Source organism: Eubacterium sp. AM05-23, assembly GCF_003477535.1.
Lineage (GTDB): Bacteria > Bacillota > Clostridia > Eubacteriales > Eubacteriaceae > Eubacterium > Eubacterium maltosivorans.
In genome coordinates this window covers 165,932-187,214 of record NZ_QUDF01000008.1, presented here as the reverse complement: position 1 = coordinate 187,214, position 21,283 = coordinate 165,932, and the positions used below count along the sequence as shown (strand labels likewise).

15 protein-coding genes are annotated in these 21,283 nt (G+C 50.3%); 14 read left to right on the top strand and 1 reads right to left on the bottom strand.

The genetic code is table 11. The features are described 5' to 3' along the window. Positions 1-105: 105 nt before the first annotated feature. Positions 106-2,928: a transglycosylase domain-containing protein gene (locus DW091_RS13090; RefSeq protein ID WP_118518347.1), complete on the bottom strand. Its 2,823-nt coding sequence runs from the start codon at positions 2,926-2,928 to the stop codon at positions 106-108. 199 nt (positions 2,929-3,127) lie between these two features. Between DW091_RS13090 and hflX the strand changes: the two genes are divergently transcribed. The 14 genes from hflX (at position 3,128) to DW091_RS13025 (ending at position 21,267) form a co-directional block, all read left to right on the top strand. Next, on the top strand, positions 3,128-4,939 hold the full coding sequence (gene hflX / locus DW091_RS13085; RefSeq protein WP_118518346.1) for a GTPase HflX: 1,812 nt from the start codon (positions 3,128-3,130) through the stop codon (positions 4,937-4,939). A gap of 12 nt (positions 4,940-4,951) precedes the next feature. Next, a complete protein-coding gene (locus tag DW091_RS13080; RefSeq protein ID WP_118518345.1) occupies positions 4,952-5,593 on the top strand; it encodes a YigZ family protein in 642 nt (213 codons plus the stop codon). Positions 5,594-5,721: 128 nt separating this feature from the next. Then, positions 5,722-6,447 carry a YebC/PmpR family DNA-binding transcriptional regulator gene (locus DW091_RS13075; RefSeq protein WP_118518344.1) on the top strand — a complete coding sequence of 242 codons (726 nt, stop codon included), beginning with the start codon at positions 5,722-5,724 and terminating at the stop codon, positions 6,445-6,447. A 36-nt stretch (positions 6,448-6,483) separates the two neighbouring features. Then, the gene (locus DW091_RS13070) at positions 6,484-6,855 is read left to right on the top strand and encodes a hypothetical protein (protein WP_118518343.1); all 372 of its coding nucleotides are present in this window, start codon (positions 6,484-6,486) and stop codon (positions 6,853-6,855) included. 194 nt (positions 6,856-7,049) lie between these two features. After that, the gene (locus DW091_RS13065; RefSeq protein WP_058694134.1) at positions 7,050-8,546 is read left to right on the top strand and encodes a bifunctional ADP-dependent NAD(P)H-hydrate dehydratase/NAD(P)H-hydrate epimerase; all 1,497 of its coding nucleotides are present in this window, start codon (positions 7,050-7,052) and stop codon (positions 8,544-8,546) included. Between the two features lie 8 nt (positions 8,547-8,554). Beyond that, complete coding sequence (gene miaB / locus DW091_RS13060; protein ID WP_118518342.1) at positions 8,555-9,886, top strand: tRNA (N6-isopentenyl adenosine(37)-C2)-methylthiotransferase MiaB; 1,332 nt, start codon at positions 8,555-8,557, stop codon at positions 9,884-9,886. Between the two features lie 127 nt (positions 9,887-10,013). Further along, complete coding sequence (gene mutS / locus DW091_RS13055) at positions 10,014-12,647, top strand: DNA mismatch repair protein MutS (protein ID WP_058694136.1); 2,634 nt, start codon at positions 10,014-10,016, stop codon at positions 12,645-12,647. Positions 12,648-12,671: 24 nt separating this feature from the next. Further along, on the top strand, positions 12,672-14,621 hold the full coding sequence (gene mutL / locus DW091_RS13050; RefSeq protein WP_118518341.1) for a DNA mismatch repair endonuclease MutL: 1,950 nt from the start codon (positions 12,672-12,674) through the stop codon (positions 14,619-14,621). Beyond that, positions 14,622-15,578, top strand: coding sequence for a tRNA (adenosine(37)-N6)-dimethylallyltransferase MiaA (gene miaA / locus DW091_RS13045; RefSeq protein WP_118518340.1), 957 nt, complete (start codon positions 14,622-14,624; stop codon positions 15,576-15,578). Positions 15,579-15,652: 74 nt separating this feature from the next. Next, positions 15,653-16,171 (top strand): peptide-methionine (S)-S-oxide reductase MsrA, encoded by a 519-nt coding sequence (gene msrA, locus DW091_RS13040; protein ID WP_347561021.1) that lies wholly within the window; start codon positions 15,653-15,655, stop codon positions 16,169-16,171. A 131-nt stretch (positions 16,172-16,302) separates the two neighbouring features. After that, a complete protein-coding gene (locus DW091_RS20590; protein WP_224168803.1) occupies positions 16,303-16,590 on the top strand; it encodes a hypothetical protein in 288 nt (95 codons plus the stop codon). Between the two features lie 7 nt (positions 16,591-16,597). Beyond that, positions 16,598-18,304 carry an ATP-binding cassette domain-containing protein gene (locus DW091_RS13035; protein WP_224168802.1) on the top strand — a complete coding sequence of 569 codons (1,707 nt, stop codon included), beginning with the start codon at positions 16,598-16,600 and terminating at the stop codon, positions 18,302-18,304. Positions 18,305-18,447: 143 nt separating this feature from the next. After that, a complete protein-coding gene (gene trkA / locus DW091_RS13030) occupies positions 18,448-19,812 on the top strand; it encodes a Trk system potassium transporter TrkA (RefSeq protein WP_058694142.1) in 1,365 nt (454 codons plus the stop codon). A gap of 9 nt (positions 19,813-19,821) precedes the next feature. Further along, positions 19,822-21,267 carry a TrkH family potassium uptake protein gene (locus DW091_RS13025; RefSeq protein WP_118518338.1) on the top strand — a complete coding sequence of 482 codons (1,446 nt, stop codon included), beginning with the start codon at positions 19,822-19,824 and terminating at the stop codon, positions 21,265-21,267. Positions 21,268-21,283 lie beyond the last annotated feature (16 nt).

Below are 21,283 nucleotides of genomic sequence, written 5' to 3'. Positions count from 1 at the left end.
GTCATGAACCTTCCATCTTCCACTTTCCACTTGAAACAGTTTTCTGCTTTAACTTTGAAGCAAGCTTTCGGTTTTTGACAGCCTGAAAAGGGCTGAGAAGCCGTTTTAGCTTGTAACGTTGATATTTAACGTGCGTGTGTAGGTCGTTTCGTAGGTTTTCACCTGACTGCCCTGCTGATAATTGACAGAGACCTTCTGGGTGACGGTGATCTGGGTAACGCCGGGGCTGACCGCGGCGATCTGAATCTGATTGCCGTTCTGTGAAACCGAGGCGGAGGAGCCGTTCGCGGAAACCACTGTGGCCGGATTGTTGGGGCCGTTTGCGGTAACCGTGATGGATTTCCCAGGCTGCATGTTGAGGGTGCCGCCAACCGCGCCACCATTTACCAAAAATGTGATCTCAACACCGGGAGCGGTGGTATGCACCGGACAGGTTTGGGATTCGGGCGGAACCATGACGGATGCCTCGGAGGAGGCGATATAGTCCGAATCTACCGGCGTGATCCCCTGGGGGAAATTCCGGTTGACCTTTTGCAGGCGCACCACACTCTGCACCGAGCTGGCCGGGCAGTAGGGAGTCGCGTAGCTGTTTGTGGTGACATCCAGCGAAACCAGCGTATGGCAGTCGTCCTTTTCAGTAGGGGCGGTGCCGTCGATAAACATTTCATTAAAGACCATGGAGCCCCTTGGGTCCCGGGCGGATAGATCAGTTGCCAGCTTACCGGAGACGCGGTCAATGGCGGCGGTGACAATGCCGCCGGGGTTATCCGGGAAAGCGGCAGGCTCGAGACCTTCGTGAATATCGTTCATCACAGCCTCAAACATAGAGGCCGGCCCAGGCTTGCTTCCGCCAAAAATACCGATATTCAGGTAATAGGTGCCTTCGCTTGTCTCCACGACATTTTCATCATAGCCATACCATACCGCCATGGAATAATAGGGCGTATAGCCGCAGAACCAGGCGTGGCGGTTTTCATCGGTGGTACCGGTCTTTCCGGCCACAGGCTGGCCGTCCACATAAATATTGGTGGTTCCGCCATTTACGACGCCCTTCAGGGCATCGGTCATCAGATAGGCGGTCTGGGGCTTAAAGACCTGCTCAGAGCTGTCTGTATTTTCGAGCAGGGTTTTTCCGCTGCGGTCTACGACTTTTGTGTAGAAAGATGGCGTTTTATGAACGCCCATATTCGGGAAAGCGGAGTAAGCGCTGGCCATAGCCAGTGAGGACTGCCCGTGGGTGTATCCTCCAAGGGCCAGAGCCGCTGGGGTCATGTCGTTGGCGTCGCCGTCCTGTACAATATCCAGTCCAAGACGGGTTCCGTAGGCGGCAGACTGGGTGAGTCCGGTCGCCACATTGGCCTGAACGGCAATGGTGTTCACCGAGCTGGTGATCCCCTCGCGCACGGTGGTCAGGCCCTCAAAGGTGCCGCTGGAGTTGTTTGGCCGCCAGCCCTGGTAAGCGATGGGCACATCGGCAAAAACAGTGCCGAGGGTGATGGCGCCGGTATCAATCCCGGGGCCGTAGGCGGTCAGCGGTTTGGTTGAGGAGCCAGGCTGGAATTTCCGGGTAGCCCGGTTCAGGGACAGATTGGTCTTTTCCTCCCGTCCTCCCACAATACCGGCCACATTGCCGGTGCTGTTGTCAATGACGGTCATGCCGACCTCAGGAATATAGTTTGTTTCCACGCCTGTATCAGCCGTTTTAGCCTCAGAGGCCGCCGCTGCCGAGCCAGACTGGGAAGGGTAGAGATCTTCGTTTAGAGATTCTGCTTCCATGGCGCTCTGGACCTTGGGGTCGACAGTTGCGTAAATGGTAAGCCCCCCGCCGAGCAGCATATCCGTCGCCTCGTTTTCGGTATAGCGGTATTTTGTCTGAAGATCATTTACGACCTGCTCATAGACGGCGTCGGTAAAATAGGAGTAGGTGTTGTCTGGTTCATTATAGACAAGCCCTACCTGATTGCCGGAAAGCTCTGCACTGGCCTGATCGTACTGGGCCTGATCAATATAGCCCAGCTCCAGCATCTTATCGACGACGAGCAGGGAGCGCTCCATGTTGTTGGGGTTCAGGGTATAGCGGCCGTCTGCCTCGGTGGCAAAAACCTCGTTGCCCTGTTCATCTGTCGTGTAGACATAGGGATCATAATAGGACGGCGAATTGGCAATAGAGGCCAATATGGCCCCCTGGGCCACATTCAGATCGGAGACGCTTTTACCAAAATAAATTTCGGAAGCAGCTTGAACACCCCACGCGTGGGAAAGGTTAATTTTGTTCAGATAGGCCTCCAGAATCTGGTCTTTGGTGTAGACCCGTTCCAGCTTGGTGGCCAGCACCATTTCCTGAAATTTGCGGGTAACAGTTTTTTCTGAGGTCAGGTGCGTGAGCTTTATGAGCTGCTGGGTGATGGTACTGCCGCCGGGCCCGTCCAGGCTCCCGCCTGAAAAAAGCACGCCGACGATGGCCCGGCCAAAGCGTTTGTAATCCACACCGTGATGGCTGCGGAAACGCTGGTCCTCAATGGCGACAAAGGCGTTCTGCACATGGTCTGGGATGGTGTCGATGGAGACGATCTCCCGCCGCTCCGCGCCCTGGAGGTCCTGGTAGAAATTGCCGTTGACATCCATGATGCGGGCGTTTTCGATGTAGTTAAAATTATCGGTGTCAAGGGGCGGCGTCTGGGCATAGAGCGCGCCGAAGGCAGCGCCGCCGCTTGCGAGCGATAAAATAAAAAGAATGACAAAAATCAGCCCGACCTTTTGGGGAATGGTCCGGTCATTCCAGCCCTTTTTCTTTTTTTTAGGACTTTTGGAACCAGGTTTCTCCGTTTTTCTGCCGTTTGGGGCGGCCTCTCTACGGAGCGGTGTTTTCGGTTTTGAACTTTGTTGTTTCTGGGGTTCATTTTCAGGGGGTGTTTTATCTTCTAACATTACAAAACCTCCTACTTACTTAAGTTTCTGACTGTACTATTATATCTGTAAACGAAAAAAATAGCAATGAAATCGACAATGGAGAATTCCGAGGTAGAATAGATGAAGTAAATTACCGACCTTTTTTTAAGGCATTCGTGTTATAATAAACTCGCTGTCTGTGACGGCAGCTGTAATTACTATATATAAGGAAGTATTTATGACTGAAGTAAAAGCAGAAGGGGTGCGCCGGAGCATCCTGGACGAACTGAATAAGCTGATTGGCTATACCATGGAGAACCAGGTGCTGCTGGATGAGGATGTGCTTGCGGTGCTGATAAGGCTTACGAAGACCCTGGGCCGGGAAATTCTGGTGATGACCAACGACAAAAGCAAAATTGAATATGTGGGGATCGGCGACGCGGCCAAGGTGCCCCTGGATCACTCCAGGGTTCAGGAAAACCGGAAAGGCCTGAACCGTATCCGGGTTATCCATACCCACCCCGGCGGAAACCCGCATCTGTCAGAGGAGGATTTTTCGGCGTCGGATCATTTATCGGTGGAATGTATGGTGGCTGTGGGTGTAGGAGAAGGCAGGCCTGTACTGTTTGGGATCGGCGCGCCCGTAGTCAAAGACGGGCAGGTGGTTTATGGCATGGGCATCTGCGAATCTCTGGAGCAGCTGAACCGCTTCCCGCTGGAAAACTATGTGCTGGCCGCCAACCGCACTCTGCGGCGGGACCCAGGCGCAGGCTTCGATATTGAGGACGAGAGGGAGCGTGCGCTGCTCATTGGAGTGGAGGTGAGCGGCAGCCGCGGCGGCATCGATCTTGAGGAGTCCATGGAGGAGCTGGCCCGGCTGGTCGAAACGGCTGAGGGCGAGGTGGCCGAGGTGGTGACCCAGCACCGGCCCCAGATCGATCCGGTCTTTTACGTTGGACGGGGCAAGCTTCTGGAAATATTGAAAATAATCCAGAATAAGGATATCAACCTGATTGTGGCCAACGATGAGCTCAGCGCCAATCAGATCGGCAATATCGAGGGTATTACGGGCGTCAAAACCATTGACCGAACCACCATCATTCTCGATATTTTCGCGCGACAGGCAAGAACCAGAGAGGGTAAGCTCCAGGTGGAGCTGGCCCAGCAGAAGTACCGGCTCAGCCATCTGAAGGGCCTGGGCATTGTGCTTTCCCGTACCGGCGGGGGCATTGGCACCCGCGGCCCGGGTGAAAAGAAGCTGGAAACCGACCGCCGCCATATCCGCAGGCAGATCGATGAGCTGGAGCGCAAAAACGCCAAAATCAACCAGACCAACGAGCTGAATGCCAAGGGCCGCCAGAAAAACAATATCCGCACGGTTTCCCTGATCGGCTATACCAACTCAGGCAAGAGCACCCTGTTTAATGTGCTTACGGAAAGCGATGCGGTCATTAAAGATGGGCTGTTCATCACCCTGGATTCAACCATCCGGAAGGTACGCCCCGAAGCCGGGGATTATCTGGTGTCCGACACGGTAGGTTTTATTGAGAAGCTTCCCCATGAGCTGATCAAGGCTTTTAAAACGACACTGAAAGAGGTGGAAACCGCCGATCTGCTTCTGCATGTAGTGGACGCCTCCAACCCCAATTATAAGAGCCAGATCGAGGTGGTTAACCAGGTGCTGCGGGATATCGGCTCCGGCCATAAGAGAGTGCTGATGGTTTATAACAAGATGGACAGGCTGGTGCCTGAGGAGCGGGAGCGTTTTGAGAACAGGGCCGCCCGGGCTGGCGACGCCATCTGCATTTCCGCGAGGGAGAAGTGGCATATTGAGGCGCTGACAGCGCTGATTGAGGGCGACCTTAAGGGCATGTCGCTTGAAAAGACCTATTGTATTCCCTATGAGGACAGCCGCGCCATGGCCGTGCTTCATGAAAAGAGTACCGTTCTGGATACCCGTTACGATGAAGGCGGCACAAGGGTTCGGGTTTCCATAGACAGTGAGTTCCCGGCGCATCAATATGAAAAGTATGAAGTGGAAGCTGAGTGACAGGAGGATAAAATGGAACAGCAAGATTATCTGACAGTGCTCACCCCCTTTGAGACAGAGCTTGAGATTAAAAAATCCCGCTTTATCGGGCGCGTTTATCCTGTCCGGGATGAAACCGAAGCCGACACAATTCTGGCCAGGGTAAAAAAAGAGCATTACAAGGCCACCCATGTTTGCTCTGCCTGGGTTTTAAACACGGTTCCGGCCCGCCAGAAGGCAAGCGACGACGGCGAGCCCTCGGGGACAGCCGGGAAGCCGATTCTGGAGGTCATCAACAAGCGCGATATTAAAAATATCCTAGTGCTGGTTATCCGCTATTTTGGCGGGATCAAGCTGGGCGCAGGCGGCCTTATCCGGGCGTACAGCGGTACAGCGGCCGAAGTGCTGAACCAGTGCGAGGTGGTCAAAAAGCAGTTTTCGGATATTGTTACCGTTGAGATCGACTATACGAGCTACGGCGGACTGATGAACGTGCTGGCTGCTGAGGGCTATAAGCCGGCGGCCGAAAGCTTTGGCGAAAAGGTGGGTCTGGATTTTGAAATCGAAATAAAAAAAACCGAGAGCTTCCTGGCGCTGATCCGGGAAACCACCAATGGGCGCTTTGATTACGCGGTCATGGAACAGCGCTATGTGGACATACCTTTTTTAAATTAAGCGTTGATGAACCGAAACGTGTATGATACAATTAATAGTCGGAACAAGAATTTATACAGAGCATTGACAATAAAGGCGTATGACGCGCTTTATTGCAGTGGTTATTGAACTTTAAACGGAGGAATAATATGTCAGGACATTCAAAATGGGCCAATATTAAAAACAGAAAAGGAAAACAGGATGCTGCCAAGGGTAAGGTTTTTACTAAAATGGCAAAATACATCGCTGTCGCAGCGCGTGAAGGCGGATCAGATCCTGAAATGAACGCGAAACTGCGCGACGCCGTGGTAAAAGCAAAGGCTGCCAATATGCCCAATGATAACATTGACCGCGCCATTAAAAAAGGTGCCGGTGAGCTTCAGGGCGCTGTGTACGAAGAAATTACCTATGAAGGCTACGGCCCCTCAGGCGTGGCGGTTATTGTGCAGTGTCTGACGGATAATAAAAACAGAACCGCGGGCGATGTGCGCCACGCTTTTGATAAAAACGGCGGAAATCTTGGAACCAGCGGCTGTGTAAGCTTTATGTTTACCAAAAAAGGCCGTATCATGATTGAAAAAAGTGACGCCATCGATGAGGATGAACTGATGATGGTTGCCTTGGACGCAGGCGCAGAGGATATGGAAACCTCAGATGAAGGATATGAAATCTCCACCACCCCTGAGGATTTCGCGGCAGTTATGGACGCCCTGAGAGATAACGGTATCGAGGTGTTATCCGGCGAGGTTGCCATGATCCCATCAACCGAAACCTCGTTAAGCGATGCGGACGCCAAAAAAATGGAAAAAATGCTGGATATGTTCGACGACAACGACGATATTCAGGAAGTATGGCACAACTGGAACGAAGAATAGGAATAAATACCCGCGGGCCGATTTGGAGGTACCCAGATGAGTAAAAAGAAAAAAAAGCCGGTAAAAGAGCCAAAGGTTAAAAAGCAGGGGAAGGGTAAGGACTTTCTGGTCTTTATCATCATTGCTTTCGTCATGGTCTTTTTAACCTCATCCTTTATTGTGGAGGATGTCTATAATTATGCGGACCGTATTGTCATGACACCAGAAGGTGTGAAGGAAGTATACGCGGCTAGTATAGGCCAGTCAACCTTTGTGGAAGAAGTGAAGGAAAAGAACAATTCGAGCACGACCATACAAAAAGCACAGCCGACAGCAGAGCCGACGGTAACACCGGAGCCGACTCCAGCAGTGACACCGGAGGCCACCCCAGAGGAAAATCCGACGCCGGCCCCGGCAGAGAACCAGTAAAAATAAAGGTTATTTAAGAGAAGTAAGGACTTTCATCGGTTCTTACTTTTTTATGCTTTACAAGACGTTAAAGTCTGATATAATCTAATCATCTTAAGATATAAAGACACCCGGCCCTTATGAAAAAAACGCGTTTGCGCGTACTGCATTTACAGCTTACAGGCCGGAGGATCGATAAAGAAAAGAGGACTAAAATGAAGGTGGTAACGCCACAGGAAATGGCACAAATGGACCAGAAAACAATTGCTTCCGGTATCAGTGGAATTGATTTGATGGAAAAAGCCGGTACTGAGTGTACCCGGGTGATTGAAAGCACGCTGAAAGAGGGGATGCTGATCTGTGTGATCTGCGGTCCAGGCAATAACGGCGGCGATGGTCAGGTCATTGCCAGACAGCTCAGCGAAAAGGGCTTTTCGGTTCAGGTGTTCTTCACCGAGCCGGCGGATAAGATGTCTCCGGAAAGCCAGACCAACTACAGCCGTCTTCGGGAGAGCAGTGTGGCTGTTCAGTTTTTATCTCACGAGGCTGGTCTTGAAGGCTTTGAGGCCTCACTGGCCGGAGCAGATCTGGTGGTGGACGCTGTTTTTGGAACAGGGCTTAAGGACCGCCCGCTGGGAGAATGGTACGAAACGCTGCTGAACGCCGTTAACGCATGTGGAAAACGCATTGCCGCCATCGACATTCCTTCTGGCCTGCGGGGAGATAATGGGCTGACACTCGAGGCCGCCGTGGAGGCAGACCAGACCATCATTATCCAGAACTATAAGGTGGGCTGTCTGCTGAATGACGGTCCGGACTGTGTGGGCGAGCCAGTGCTTGTGGACATCGGGATCGATGAAAACTGCGTTGAAAATAACAAATATTTTGTGCAGAAGCAAGATCTGCGCTGTCCGGTAAAACGTAAAAAGAATTCCCATAAATATGATTACGGTTCAGTGGTGATTATCGCAGGCTCAAAAGGGATGATCGGCGCAGGCCTTCTGGCAACCGAAGGCGCCCTGAAGAGCGGTGCGGGCCTGGTTACCAGCTATGTCCCGCTGGAGGTATATCTGCCAGTGGCCGCCCGCTCTCCGGTTGAGGTCATGATTAAAACCTACGACTGCAATATTACCGGGGAGGATATCGAGCACGACCGAAAACGCGTGGTGCTCATAGGGCCTGGTATTGGCCGTAAAAAGAATTACAGCATTATTTTAAACGACCTTCTTTACAATACCACGGTTCCGGTGGTCATCGACGCTGATGGGCTTTTCCATCTGTCCAGAAACCTGGACGTGCTCAAGGAGTCCAAAACACCAGTGATCCTGACGCCTCATTTTGGAGAATTTTCGACACTTACCGGCGTAGACCGGGAAGAAATCCTGAAAGACCCCATTGGCCACGGCCGGCGTTTTGCAGAGGAATACCAGGTAGTACTGGTGCTTAAGGGCTATAGAACCATGATATTCAGCCCAGAGGGCGAGGTCTTTTTTAACTCAACGAGTAACCCGGGAATGGCGACCGCCGGTTCCGGCGATGTGCTGGCTGGGATGATCGCAGGCTTTGCGGGGCAGAGTGTGGATCTGCTTGAGGCAGCTAAGGCCGGCGTTTTTTATCACGGCGCGGCCGGCGATTACTATGCTGAGCATTATGGTGAAAGCACCCTGACGGCAAGAAACATTATCGATTCGTTTAAATACGTACTCAAATAGGAGGGTTAATGAATAAGACATATAAAATAATGACCTTTGGCTGCCAGATGAATGAAAATGATTCTGAAAAGATTTCTGGCCTGCTGAAAAATATGGGTTATACGCCGGAGGAGGATGTCCATAAAGCAGGAGTTGTTATCTTAAACACCTGCAGTGTGCGTGAAAATGCAGATGTGCGTGTATTTGGAAATCTGGGCACCTTTAAATCCGTTAAAAAAGTAAACCCCGATCTTGTGCTGGCCGTGTGCGGCTGTATGATGCAGCAGCCAGAGATCGTGAAAAAAATAAAAGAAAAATATCCTCAGGTGGATCTGGTTTTTGGAACACACAATATACATCACTTTCCCCAGATGCTTGGAAATTATCTGCAAAAGGGCGAGCGGATTTTTGAAATCTGGGATGACAGCAGTGAGATTATCGAGGATCTGCCGGTGGACCGGAAATACCCTTTTAAAAGCTTTGTGACCATTATGAACGGGTGCAATAATTTCTGCACCTACTGCATCGTTCCTTATACCAGGGGCCGCGAGGTCAGCCGCCAGCCCGAAAAGATCATCGAGGAGGTGCGTCGTCTGGCAGATGAGGGCTGTCTCGAGGTTACGCTTTTAGGGCAAAATGTCAACTCCTACGGCAACGACCTGAAAACAGGATACCATTTTGCTGATCTGCTCAGAGATCTCAACCAAATTGAAAAAATTAAGCGCATCCGTTTTATGACATCTCATCCAAAAGATCTGACCGATGAGGTCATTGAGGCCATCGCCCAGTGTGACAAGGTCTGCCCGGCGATTCATCTGGCCATCCAGTCCGGGAGCACCCGGATCTTAAAGGCCATGAACCGCCGTTATACCAAAGAGCAGATCATCGACCTGGTGAGCAGGGTGCGGAGCAGAATACCAGACGTGGCCATCACGACGGATATTATCGTGGGCTTTCCGGGGGAAACCGAGGAGGATTTTCAGGACACATTAGAGGTGATGCGTGCCTGTAAATTCGATTCAGCCTTTTCATTTATTTATTCCATAAGGACCGGCACCCCGGCCGCGACCATGGAGAACCAGATTCCGGACGAGGTTAAACATGACCGGCTAAACCGTCTTCTGGACGTTCTTCGCGATATCAGCTTTGGCTTGAACAGTAAATACGAGGGCAGAGTGCTCCCGGTATTGGTGGAAGAGCCCAGCAAAAACAATACCGACCGTCTCAGCGGCCGTACCGAAACCGGCAAGCTGGTCAATTTTGAGGGCAGCTTTGATCATATTGGCAAAATCGTAAACGTAAAAATTACTAAAGCCGGCGGCTTCAGCCTGACTGGAGAGGAAATAGTTGACAGTGAATAGTGGATCGTTTTAGTACAAATTTGCAGATGCAAATTTGATTTAAATCGAATCTGTTTAACGGATTCGTACCATAACGATCAACTAAAAACGATCCACTATCAACTGAATTTAAGAAAGGGGTGATCATTTGGGTCTGACACCGATGATGCAGCAGTATTTGGAAACCCACGAGAAGGTAAAGGACGCGATTTTATTTTTTCGGCTCGGGGATTTTTATGAAATGTTTTTTGACGATGCCTTAAAGGCCTCAAAGGAGCTTGAGATCGCCTTAACCGGCAGAGACTGCGGGCTGGATGAGCGCGCCCCTATGTGCGGGGTGCCTTATCACGCGGCCGAAAGCTATATTACCAAGCTGGTGGAAAAGGGCTATAAGGTAGCGATCTGCGAGCAGATGGAGGACCCCTCGGCGGCAAAGGGGATTGTCAAGCGCGAGATTATCCGTGTGATTTCTCCAGGCACCATCTCTGAGGGGAAGCTGCTGGAATCAAAAAAAAATAACTACCTGATGTCTCTGTACCAGGAAAAAAACACCGTTGGTCTGGCTTATCTGGATATTTCCACCGGAGACTTTTTTGTCACGGAAATTTCAGGAAAAAATACCCTGGCTCTGCTGATGGATGAGGTTGGAAAAATCGGACCGTCAGAAATTTTAGTCAACCCGACGCTTTTTAAGGATACTGAGACCATTAAAACGCTGGAAGAAAAATTTGGAATTATGACGAATCTGTACCCGGCCAGATATTTTGAGTTCAAGGCTTCAGAGTCAAGGCTCAAGGAACAGTTTGACGTTTATTCCCTGACAGCTCTGGATCTGGAGCGCCGGGAGCACAGCGTGCGGGCTGCCGGCGCGCTCCTGCGTTATATTGATGAAACCCAGAAGCGGGTACTTACCCATATTAACCATGTATCTTATTATAAAAATGATGAATACATGATTCTGGACCTGTCCACAAGACGGAACCTGGAGCTGACCGAAACCATACGCTCTGGCGAGAAGAAGGGAAGTCTGCTCTGGGTTTTGGATAAGACGGTTACCGCCATGGGCGGGCGAATGCTGCGAAGATGGCTGGAAGCACCGCTGCTCGAAAAAAAGGCGATTGAGGCCAGACAGGATATGGTGGAGGAGCTTTACCGTCATCCGGGAGCTCTTAAGGATTTGAAAAGTGTTTTGGGAAAGGTCTACGACCTTGAGCGTATCTGTGGAAAAATATCTTTTGGGACCTGCAACCCCAAGGATATGCTCTCGCTTAAGCAGTCTGTTTCTGCCCTGCCCCTATTGCAGGATTTTTTCGCCGGCATAGATGCTCCAGTATTCAGGAAACGCTACGGAGAGGCAGATCTGTTAACCGATATCTATGAGCTGATCGAGAAAAGCATTGATGATAACGCGCCCTTTGCCCTAAAGGATGGCAAGGTCATCAAACACGGCTATAATGAGGAAATTGACGGCTACCGTGAGGCAAGCGAAAAAGGGAAGGACTGGATACGTGACCTAGAGCTTAAGGAACGGGAGCGCACAGGCATCAAATCACTGAAGGTCAAGTACAACCGTGTGTTTGGCTATTTCATTGAGATTACCAAGACCAACCTGAGCCAGACGCCAGAGGATTATATCCGCAAGCAGACCCTGGCCAATGCGGAGCGCTTTTTTACCCCAGAGCTCAAAGAAATGGAAACCAAGATTTTGGGATCAGAAGAGCGGCTGGCACAGTTAGAATACGAGCTTTTCCAGGATGTCCGGGAAAAAATCATCGGTCAGATATCCAGAATCCAGAAACGGGCTAGGGATGTAGCCGAAATTGATGCCCTGTATTCTCTGGCACAGGTGGCCATAGCGGGCAACTATGTAAAGCCCGAGATCACAAACGGACCGGAGCTGGAGATTGAAAATGGCCGCCACCCTGTGGTGGAGGAGATTATTGGGATCAACCATTTTGTGACCAACGGCTGCCATTTTGACGGAAAGGATCTCAGGATGATGCTGATCACCGGGCCCAATATGGCTGGGAAATCCACCTATATCCGCCAGGTAGCGGTCATTGCTCTTATGGCCCAGATCGGTTCCTTTATCCCGGCAGACAGCGGGAGAATTGGCATTGTCGACCGGATTTTCACCCGTGTCGGGGCTTCTGATGATCTGGCAACCGGACAGAGCACCTTTATGGTCGAGATGACCGAGGTATCCAATATTCTTAAAAACGCCACTCGAGACAGCCTGGTCATTCTGGACGAAATCGGCCGGGGAACAAGCACCTTTGACGGCATCAGCATTGCCTGGGCAGTGGTGGAATACCTTTGGGATGAGCAGATTATCGGAGCCAAAACGCTTTTTGCCACACACTATCATGAGCTTACAGAGCTCGAGCATCTGAAGCCTGGCATAAAAAACTTCAGTATCGGCGTCAGGGAAACCCCGGACGGGGTGGTCTTTTTAAGAAAGATCAAGCCTGGCAGCGCGGATCAGAGCTATGGGATCGAGGTCGCCAAGCTGGCAGGCTTCCCGCCGGCGGTCACCAACCGCGCCAGAGAAATTTTGAATATCCTGGATCAAGGTGAGGACACCTACCGTGAAGGGATGATCGCGGCCGAAAAGCCATCCTTTGAGAGCGCGCAGGTGAATTTCTTCGATATGGTTCCGGCTATGTCGGAGGAAGAAAAAGCAGTGCTCAACAGCATAAAGGACCTGTCTATAAATGAGATGACCCCAATGGAGGCCATGAACCAGCTTTATGGCCTGCAGAGCAAGCTGAAGGACAATTGAGGCCAAACAGCCAAGAGGTGAAACATGAAAATAAAAATGCTCAATAATGAGACCATCAATAAGATCGCGGCCGGAGAAGTGATTGTGAGGCCCATATCGGTTATCAAGGAGCTGGTGGAAAACGCCATTGACGCCGAATCCACCCGGATTTCCGTGGCGGTGGAGAAGGGCGGGAAAACCAGCATCTGCGTGACAGACAATGGCGTCGGCATCGCCTATAATGAGGTGCCGCTGGCCTTTAAACGTCATGCGACCAGCAAGATATTAAAGATTGAAGACCTCGAAAGTATTGATACCCTTGGCTTCAGAGGCGAGGCTCTGTCCAGCATTTCTGCTATTGCGCGGGTACGAATCACCACAAAAACCGCGGAGGAGGAAATCGGCAGCCAGAGCTTTTTTGAGGGCGGGACTTTCATTAATCAGCGCGTCTGCACCTATGACCGAGGAACCGAAATCATGGTGACAGATCTTTTCTATAACACACCCGCCCGGCAGAAGCATTTGCAAAAGGATAAAAACGAAGAAAAGCTGATCCGTGATATTTTGGAAAAGCTTTCGCTTTCTCATCCGGAAATAAGCTTTACCTATAGCAGCGATGGCCGTGAGGTGTTTAAAACGCTGGGCACAGGGAATCTAAAGGATGTGATCGAGAGCCTGTATGGCCGGGACTTTTTTAAGAGCCTCCGGGAGCTGGATGTGGAAAATTCCCCCATGCGCCTGAGGGGCTATATCAGCGATCTTACCCTGACACGTTCTACCAGGGAAGAGCAGATTTTCTTTATCAATAACCGTTTTGTGAAAAATAAAAGCCTTTCACGCGCCTTTGAGGACGCATATGAGGGTTATATGATGGTGCACAAGCACCCGGTCGGCATTGTATTTATGGACCTGCCCGGCCGCATGCTGGACGTTAATATTCATCCGGCTAAGACAGAAATCCAGATTTTGAATGAAAGTCTGGTATCCATTTTGTTCAAGCAGGGGATCCGGGATTGCCTGAAAGCGCAGAATCTGGTGGTGGATGTGAGCGAGGTGACCACTGCGCCGGAACCGCCCGAGGAGGCAGCCCGGCCGGGGATTGTGGAGGAGCCCGTCAGCTTTCTGTCGGGAGAGAGCAAAAACTTTACCCCGGTCGATGAAATAAACGAGGTGCAGGAAGCCCCTCGCCCCGTGTCTCCGCTCCCGAAAGCCGAAGCAGTGCGGCAGGAAGCCGTGAAACCCGAAGCGGAGAGGTATGGGCATGCAGTGCCGGCGGCTGAAAAAATGGAAGCGTCTGCCCCAGTGCCTGACGCCCCCGCGCCGCGTCAGGTGCTTACTCCGGCCCGGTCTACAGCGGCCGAAACGCCAAAGGTTGCAGAGCCCACACCAGAATACCCGCGCCGAAGGGGGCCGGATTTTAAAAATGCGAAAATTATCGGTCAGCTTTTCTCTACTTATATTTTACTTGAAAAGGGTGATGAGATCATCATGCTTGATCAGCATGCAGCCCATGAGGCCTTTTTATATCAGGAGCTGAAAGAGCGCTTTGACCAGAAATCGGATTTCCCGGCTCAAAGCCTTATGGTACCCCAGCCTGTGGAGATCTCGGTGCGTGAGGCGGATCATTTCGATGAGCTGCAGCCTGAGCTCATGCGCTATGGTTTTGACTGCGACCTTTTTGGCGAAAATACGCTCATGGTCCGCAGCGTCCCCATTATTTTGGGAGAGCCCCAGGACGTATCTCTTTTAAAGGCCTTCATTGAGGGGCGGGTTTATGAGGATGCTTCTGATCCGAGAAATCTTATCGAGCGCATTATCACCATGTCCTGTAAGGGAGCGGTAAAAGGGCATCAGGAGCTGTCGCGAGAGGAAATCGAAACGCTGCTTGACGGAATGAGCCGTCTGGATAATCCTTATACCTGCCCCCATGGCCGGCCGATTATCCTGAAGCTGCGGGAATATGAGCTTAAAAAACTATTTAAACGGGTGGTGTAAATGACAAAACCAAAAATTGCCGTGCTGGTGGGACCAACCGCCTGCGGAAAAACAGACACAGCTGTTGAGCTGGCCAAAAAGCTTGACGGCGAAATCATTTCAGCGGATTCGATGCAGATATACCGCCAGATGACCATTGGCACCGCCAAGCCCACTGAGGGAGAAATGCAGGGGATTCCTCACCATCTCATCGATTGTGTGGACCCGGACGAGGAGTACAGCGTCGCGCGGTTCAAGGAGGAGGCCCTCGGGAGGATCGAAGAAATTTTGAGCCGCGGCAAACAGCCGATTGTGGCTGGAGGAACCGGGCTTTATATCAATGGGCTTACACTGCCCTGGGGCTTTCGCGAAAAAGATACAGATGAAAAGGTTCGAGAACGCTTAGCCCAGGAGGTGGAGGAAACAGGTAAGGAGGCGTTTTATGAGCGCCTGAAAGCCATCGACCCTGTCACAGCCGCGACCCTGCACCCCAACAATGTCAAGCGTATGATCCGTGCCTATGAAATTTACGAGGTAACCGGAAAGCCTAAATCCTGTCTGGACATGGAGGCTGCCAAAGAGGAACTGCCCTGCGATTATGTATTGATGGGAATATCCATGGACCGGGCGTTGCTTTACGAACGCATAAACCGCCGGATCGATTTGATGGTGAGGGACGGACTGGTGGATGAGGTGAAATCCCTTTTAGACCAGGGCTATACCGAGGAGCTTCTTTCCATGAAAGCCATTGGCTATAAAGAAATTTTCCCTTACCTTAGGGGAGAAATGTCTTTAAAGGAGGCACTCTATATCTTGAAACGCGATACCCGTCATTTTGCCAAACGCCAGCTGACATGGTTTAGAAAGGATGGGCGGATCCGATGGTTTGCGGCAGAAAATTACGACACAAAAGCTGATATGGCAGAGGACATGAGCCTTTATTTTTGGAGCACTAAAACACAGTTTACTTCTTTTTAAGGAATGTTTGATATCCTTAACTCAGGGTATATGAAATGATACAATGATGAAAGGAGTGAACAGTAATGAAAAAACTGAGAACAATATATCTGGCCGGCGGATGCTTCTGGGGCCTGGAAAAATTTATGGAAAATATTACCGGCGTGGTTGAAACCCGTGTCGGCTATGCCAACGGCAATAAGGAAAAGCCAACCTATAAGGAGGTCTGTACTGGACATACCGGCTTCGCAGAAACCGTAAAGGTCGTCTATGACCCTGGTGTTATCAGCCTGGAGGCTTTGCTAATCGCCTTCTATAATGTCATCGACCCAACCAGTGTTAACCGGCAGGGCCCCGATGTAGGCTCCCAATACCGCAGCGGCATTTATTATACTGATTCGGAGGATTTGCCCGTCATTGAGCATGTGACAACCATGACCTTCCGCAGGCTTGGAGGCCGTAAGCCCCTCGCCACAGAGATCAAACCCTTGAAAAACTTTTATGACGCCGAGGAATACCACCAGAAATATCTGGATAAGAATCCCGGAGGCTACTGCCACATTCCAGAATGGAAAATGGGATCTTTCAAAGACCGGGAGCTCCGCGCTTCTTAAAAATGCAAAAAGACAGTGAGAACTTGATTTTCACTGTCTTTTTTTATTGTCAGACTTTTTAGAATTGTAGTAGTGAGCACCTTTTATATGACTTTACGGTATACATGTACTGCAATAGCTGCGGATATAAAATGGAAAAGCTTATCCGCTCCTATTTCTCCCATAATACGGGGGAAGGAGCATGTGAAGTGTGTCAGGGCCTGGGCACAAGCCTTGAAATAAATAAAGCTGAGGTTATCCGTGAAACGCTGTCTCTGGAAAGTGGCGCGGTGGACTTCTGGGAAGGGCGGTATAAGGCGTATCAAACAGATATTTTTAATCGGGCCTGTGCCCATTATGGAATACCGGTCCCAAATCAAAACACGCCGGTTCACGCCTTCACAGAGCTGCAAAAAAAATTTGTTGCTCAATGGCGTTGAAGATGAAATGATCAAAAAGAATTTTCCCGAGACCGCGCGGCCAAAAACAGCTGCTGAAGGCCGTTTTGAGGGAGTCTATCCTATCTTATGGCGTCGGATCTCTGAAAAAGGAGAGCTGGCGGGAAAAAACGAGAAATATTTTAATACCCGTACATGCCCGAAATGCGGCGGAGAGCGGCTGAACGCGCTGAGCCGGAGTGTAACCGTTAATGGGACAAGACTGCCGGAGCTTTCCGCCCTCCCGCTGGAGGCGCTGAATCGCTGGGTTGCCGGGCTGGAAAGCAGCCTGAAGGGTGAAAAGCGCAGGATAGCCGCGCCCTATCTGCTGGATCTGAAAACAAAGCTGCGCCGCATTATCAATGTGGGCCTTGGCTATTTAACCCTGGACCGCCAGGCTATGACGCTGTCCGGCGGAGAGGCCCAGCGGATAAAGCTTGCGGCAGCACTGGATGCCGAAATTACCGGTATTATCTATATTTTGGACGAGCCAACCGTTGGGCTGCACCCAAAGGACACAGAGGGAGTCATTCGTGTTTTGCAGGCCCTGAGGGACCAGGGCAATACGGTCATTGTCATTGAGCATGATCCTGACGTCATGGCGGCGGCAGATCACATGATTGATGTGGGGCCCGGTGCGGGCATCCATGGCGGACAGGTCGTGGGACAGGGAACCCTGGCGGAGATCCGGGGGCAATCTTCCTCCGTAACCGGGCAATATCTGAAAAATGAAAATCCCGAAATCAACCATAATCCCAGAAGCTTTACGGAAACAATAAAGGTACAGGGTGCCAGACTTCACAATATAAAAGGCCTTGATGTGCGTTTTCCTATCCGTGCGCTGACCGCTGTTACCGGCGTTTCAGACTCTGGAAAGTCTACGCTGGTGTTTGATATTCTGGGTGAAAATGGAGATGGTGGTACCGGAAAAGTCTCTGGCCTCGAAAATTTTGACGCGGTGGTTACGGTTGAGCAATCCGACATCGCCCGGATGAAACGATCGAACGTAGCGACGTATTCTGGCGCTTACTCAGACATCCGAAAGATTTTCGGATGTCTGGAGGCAGCGAAAGAAAAGGGAATGTCGGCAAAGCATTTCTCCTTTAACACCAGAGGCGGCCGGTGTGAAAACTGTGAAGGCCTGGGCCGTATTGTCAGCAATATGCTTTTCTTTGAGAATATTGAGACCGTCTGTCCGGTTTGCGGCGGCAGGCAGTTTAATGAAGAAGTATTGAGCGTTAAGTTTAAAGGATGTTCCATTCATGAGGTTTTAAAACAGCCTGTCGAGAAAGCATTAAAGACCTTTGAAGGAAACAAAAAGCTGGAGGGGGTCTTAGGGCTTTTGCAGGATGTGGGATTAGGCTATCTGGAGCTTGGGCAGACGCTGACCACCCTTTCGGGCGGTGAAGGACAGCGCCTGAAGCTGGCCAGGGAGCTCATGCAAAACCAGGGGAAACGAAGCCTGTATCTGATTGATGAGCCAACCACGGGGATCCATCCTCTTGATATAGAGCATTTTATTGTTCTGTTAAACCGTATGGTGGACAATGACGGCACCGTCGTTGTTGTGGAGCATAACGCTCAGCTTATCAGGCAGGCTGACTGGATTATCGACCTGGGACCTGAAGGCGGCGACAGGGGAGGGAAGGTTATTTTTGAGGGCACCCCCGCCCAGATCATTGCGTGCAGAGACTCTGTCACAGGGCCTTTTCTCTAGTTTGAAAGCTGGTCTTACGGCGATTAGTGACATTTTCTGTCAATGCCTTGTTTATTTTTTGTTTTATGTTAAGATAGTATAAAGAAAATGAAAAATCACATAAAGATTGCATAAAAATAATGTAAAAGCGACGGAGGAATGGAATGAAAATTGTCGTTGTGGGAAATGGTAAAGTCGGCACCACACTGACGGTTCAGCTAGCGAGAGAAGGACACGATATTATTATCGTCGACAACGATGAACGGGTAATTGAGAATGTTGTCAATGCCTATGATGTTATGGGGATCTGCGGAAACGGCGGCTCCTACGATGTGTTGCAGCAGGCGGGGGTAGCAACGGCAGATCTTTTTATAGCTGTCACCTCCGGCGATGAGATGAATATTTTAAGCTGTATGCTGGCAAAAAAAATGGGTGCCAAGCACACCATCGCTAGGGTTCGTAATCCTCAGTACACAAAGCTGCTGGTTTATATGCGGGATGAGCTGGGGCTCAGCATGTCCATTAATCCGGAATTTGAGGCGGCTAATGAAATTTTTCGTGTTTTAAGGCTGCCACAGGCCCTGGAAGTCGACTCTTTTTCAAAGGGCAGAGTCGATTTGGTAGCGGTGAGGATTCAGCCAAACTCAAAGCTGAACGGGAAGGCCATTGCCGGGCTTCAGAGCTTTTTTAAAGCAAATATTCTGATCTGTGCGGTTGAGCGCAATGGCGAGGTGATCATACCGGACGGTGATTTTGTCATGCAGTGCGGGGACAAGATTTTTATTTCGGCTACTTCCAAAGAGCTGGATCTCTTTTTTAAGGAAACAGGTATTATCAGCCATAAAATCCGCAAGGTTATGATCATTGGCGGTGGAAAAATCGCTTATTATCTGGCCAGACAGCTGATAAGCCTGAAGGTCAATGTTAAGATTATCGAGTTGAATAAGCAGAGAAGCCGGGAACTCAGCGAGCTTTTGCCAAAGGCGACAGTGGTTTATGGAGACGGAACAGACCAGGCGGTTTTAACCGAGGAGGGAATTCGCAATGTGGATGCCTGTGTGGCGCTGACCGATAACGATGAAGAAAATATTATTCTTTCCATGTACGCAGGCACCCAGAAGGTCGAAAAGATTATTACCAAGGTCAACCGGATTCCACTGCTTAAGATTATGCAGGACGTGGGGATCGAAAGTGTAATTTCACCCAAAATGCTCACGGCCAACCATATTGTCCGCTATGTAAGGGCTATGGAGACCACAGAGGATAACAGCATCCGAACCCTGTATAAAATTGTCGACGGGCAGGCCGAGGCCATCGAGTTTCCGGTAACGCGGGATTCGGGCTTTGTGGGCCACCCTCTGCGTGAACTTAATATCCGTAAGAATAACCTGATTGCCTGTATTATCCGCAAGGGCCGCATTATTTTCCCGAACGGCGATGCCGTCATGGAAGCCGGGGACAACGTGGTGGTGGTCACCACAACCCAGAGCCTGAAGCATCTGAAGGATATACTGGACGGCAGGGAATAGGACGGCAATATGAATTATCGAATGGTTTTTTACGTCATTGGGAATATGATGAAAAGTGAAGCGGCGCTGATGTTTTTGGCCATCATTGTAGCCCTTGTCTATGGCGAGACCGACACCATCGTCTGGTTTGTTATCCCTATGTTTATTCTGATATCCCTTGGCTTTATACTCAGTAATAAAATGCCGGAGTACCGGAATTTTTATGCCCGTGAGGGCTTTGTGGTGGTGGCGCTTTCGTGGCTTGTCATGTCTTTTTTCGGTGGGATGCCCTTCTTTTTAAGTGGACAGATCCCTTCGCTGACAGACAGCTTTTTTGAAGCGGTTTCGGGTTTTACCACAACCGGCTCCACCATTTTGACGAACATAGAGGCCCTGCCCAACAGCATGCTGTTCTGGCGCAGCTTTACCCATTGGATCGGCGGCATGGGGATACTGGTTTTTGTTCTGACCATTATGCCCAAAACAGAAGGGAATTCTATCTATCTCATGCGGGCGGAAATGCCTGGTACCTCTGTGGAAAAGCTGGTATCCAAGGTGCGCCCGACGGTAAGAATTCTGTATGGGATTTATCTGGGAATGACAATCCTGCTGATCCTTTTGCTGGTGGTCGGCGGTATGCCATTGTTTGACAGTATTATCAACGCTATGGGGACAGCTGGTACCGGCGGATATTCTTTGAAAAATGACAGCATTGCCTACTATAACAGCGCTTATATTGATGTGGTCCTGACGATTTTTATGCTTATGTTCGCTGTGAATTTTAATCTTTACCATCTGGTATTTATTAAAAAGGGCAGGGAATTTTTTAAAAGTGAGGAGCTTCGTTGGTTTATCGGCATTGTGGCCGTGGCCATTGCTTTGATTACCGTTGACCTTCTGCCGCGGTATGGGAACAATATTTTAGAGACTTTGAGGTATTCATCCTTTCAGGTTGCCTCTATAATCACAACGACAGGCTTTGCCACGACCAATTTTGACTTATGGCCAAGCTTTTCAAAATATATTCTGCTCTTTCTGATGTTTATCGGCGCCTGCGCCGGCTCTACCGGCGGCGGGATCAAGGTCTCCCGCTGGCTGATTATTGTTAAAACAGCGGGTAATGAGCTCAAGAAAATGATCCGTCCCCGCCAGGTCACAACGGTTAAATTTGAGGACAAGCCCCTTGGGGCACAGGTAGTCGCCAGCGTTTACACCTATCTGGCTGTCTATATCTTGATTTTTGCGGCTTCGCTGCTGGTGCTTTCCCTTGACCAGTATGATTTTCTGACGAACTTTTCAGCGGTGGCGACCTGTATTAATAATGTCGGTCCGGGTTTTAACGCTATTGGGCCCATTGAGAACTTTTCGGATTTTTCAGTGGTATCCAAGCTGGTGCTCTGCTTTAACATGCTGGCCGGACGCCTGGAAATCTTTCCGATTTTAATGCTGTTTGCGCCGCACACATGGAAAAACTAAAAAACAAATAAAAAGC

What these genes read in the sequence shown, in the direction of transcription:
- DW091_RS13090 (WP_118518347.1), bottom strand. Translation starts at nt 2,928, where the DNA reads ATGTTAGAAGATAAAACACCCCCTGAAAATGAACCCCAGAAACAACAA.
- hflX (WP_118518346.1), top strand. Translation starts at nt 3,128, where the DNA reads ATGACTGAAGTAAAAGCAGAAGGGGTGCGCCGGAGCATCCTGGACGAA.
- DW091_RS13080 (WP_118518345.1), top strand. Translation starts at nt 4,952, where the DNA reads ATGGAACAGCAAGATTATCTGACAGTGCTCACCCCCTTTGAGACAGAG.
- DW091_RS13075 (WP_118518344.1), top strand. Translation starts at nt 5,722, where the DNA reads ATGTCAGGACATTCAAAATGGGCCAATATTAAAAACAGAAAAGGAAAA.
- DW091_RS13070 (WP_118518343.1), top strand. Translation starts at nt 6,484, where the DNA reads ATGAGTAAAAAGAAAAAAAAGCCGGTAAAAGAGCCAAAGGTTAAAAAG.
- DW091_RS13065 (WP_058694134.1), top strand. Translation starts at nt 7,050, where the DNA reads ATGAAGGTGGTAACGCCACAGGAAATGGCACAAATGGACCAGAAAACA.
- miaB (WP_118518342.1), top strand. Translation starts at nt 8,555, where the DNA reads ATGAATAAGACATATAAAATAATGACCTTTGGCTGCCAGATGAATGAA.
- mutL (WP_118518341.1), top strand. Translation starts at nt 12,672, where the DNA reads ATGAAAATAAAAATGCTCAATAATGAGACCATCAATAAGATCGCGGCC.
- miaA (WP_118518340.1), top strand. Translation starts at nt 14,622, where the DNA reads ATGACAAAACCAAAAATTGCCGTGCTGGTGGGACCAACCGCCTGCGGA.
- DW091_RS20590 (WP_224168803.1), top strand. Translation starts at nt 16,303, where the DNA reads ATGGAAAAGCTTATCCGCTCCTATTTCTCCCATAATACGGGGGAAGGA.
- DW091_RS13035 (WP_224168802.1), top strand. Translation starts at nt 16,598, where the DNA reads ATGATCAAAAAGAATTTTCCCGAGACCGCGCGGCCAAAAACAGCTGCT.
- trkA (WP_058694142.1), top strand. Translation starts at nt 18,448, where the DNA reads ATGAAAATTGTCGTTGTGGGAAATGGTAAAGTCGGCACCACACTGACG.
- DW091_RS13025 (WP_118518338.1), top strand. Translation starts at nt 19,822, where the DNA reads ATGAATTATCGAATGGTTTTTTACGTCATTGGGAATATGATGAAAAGT.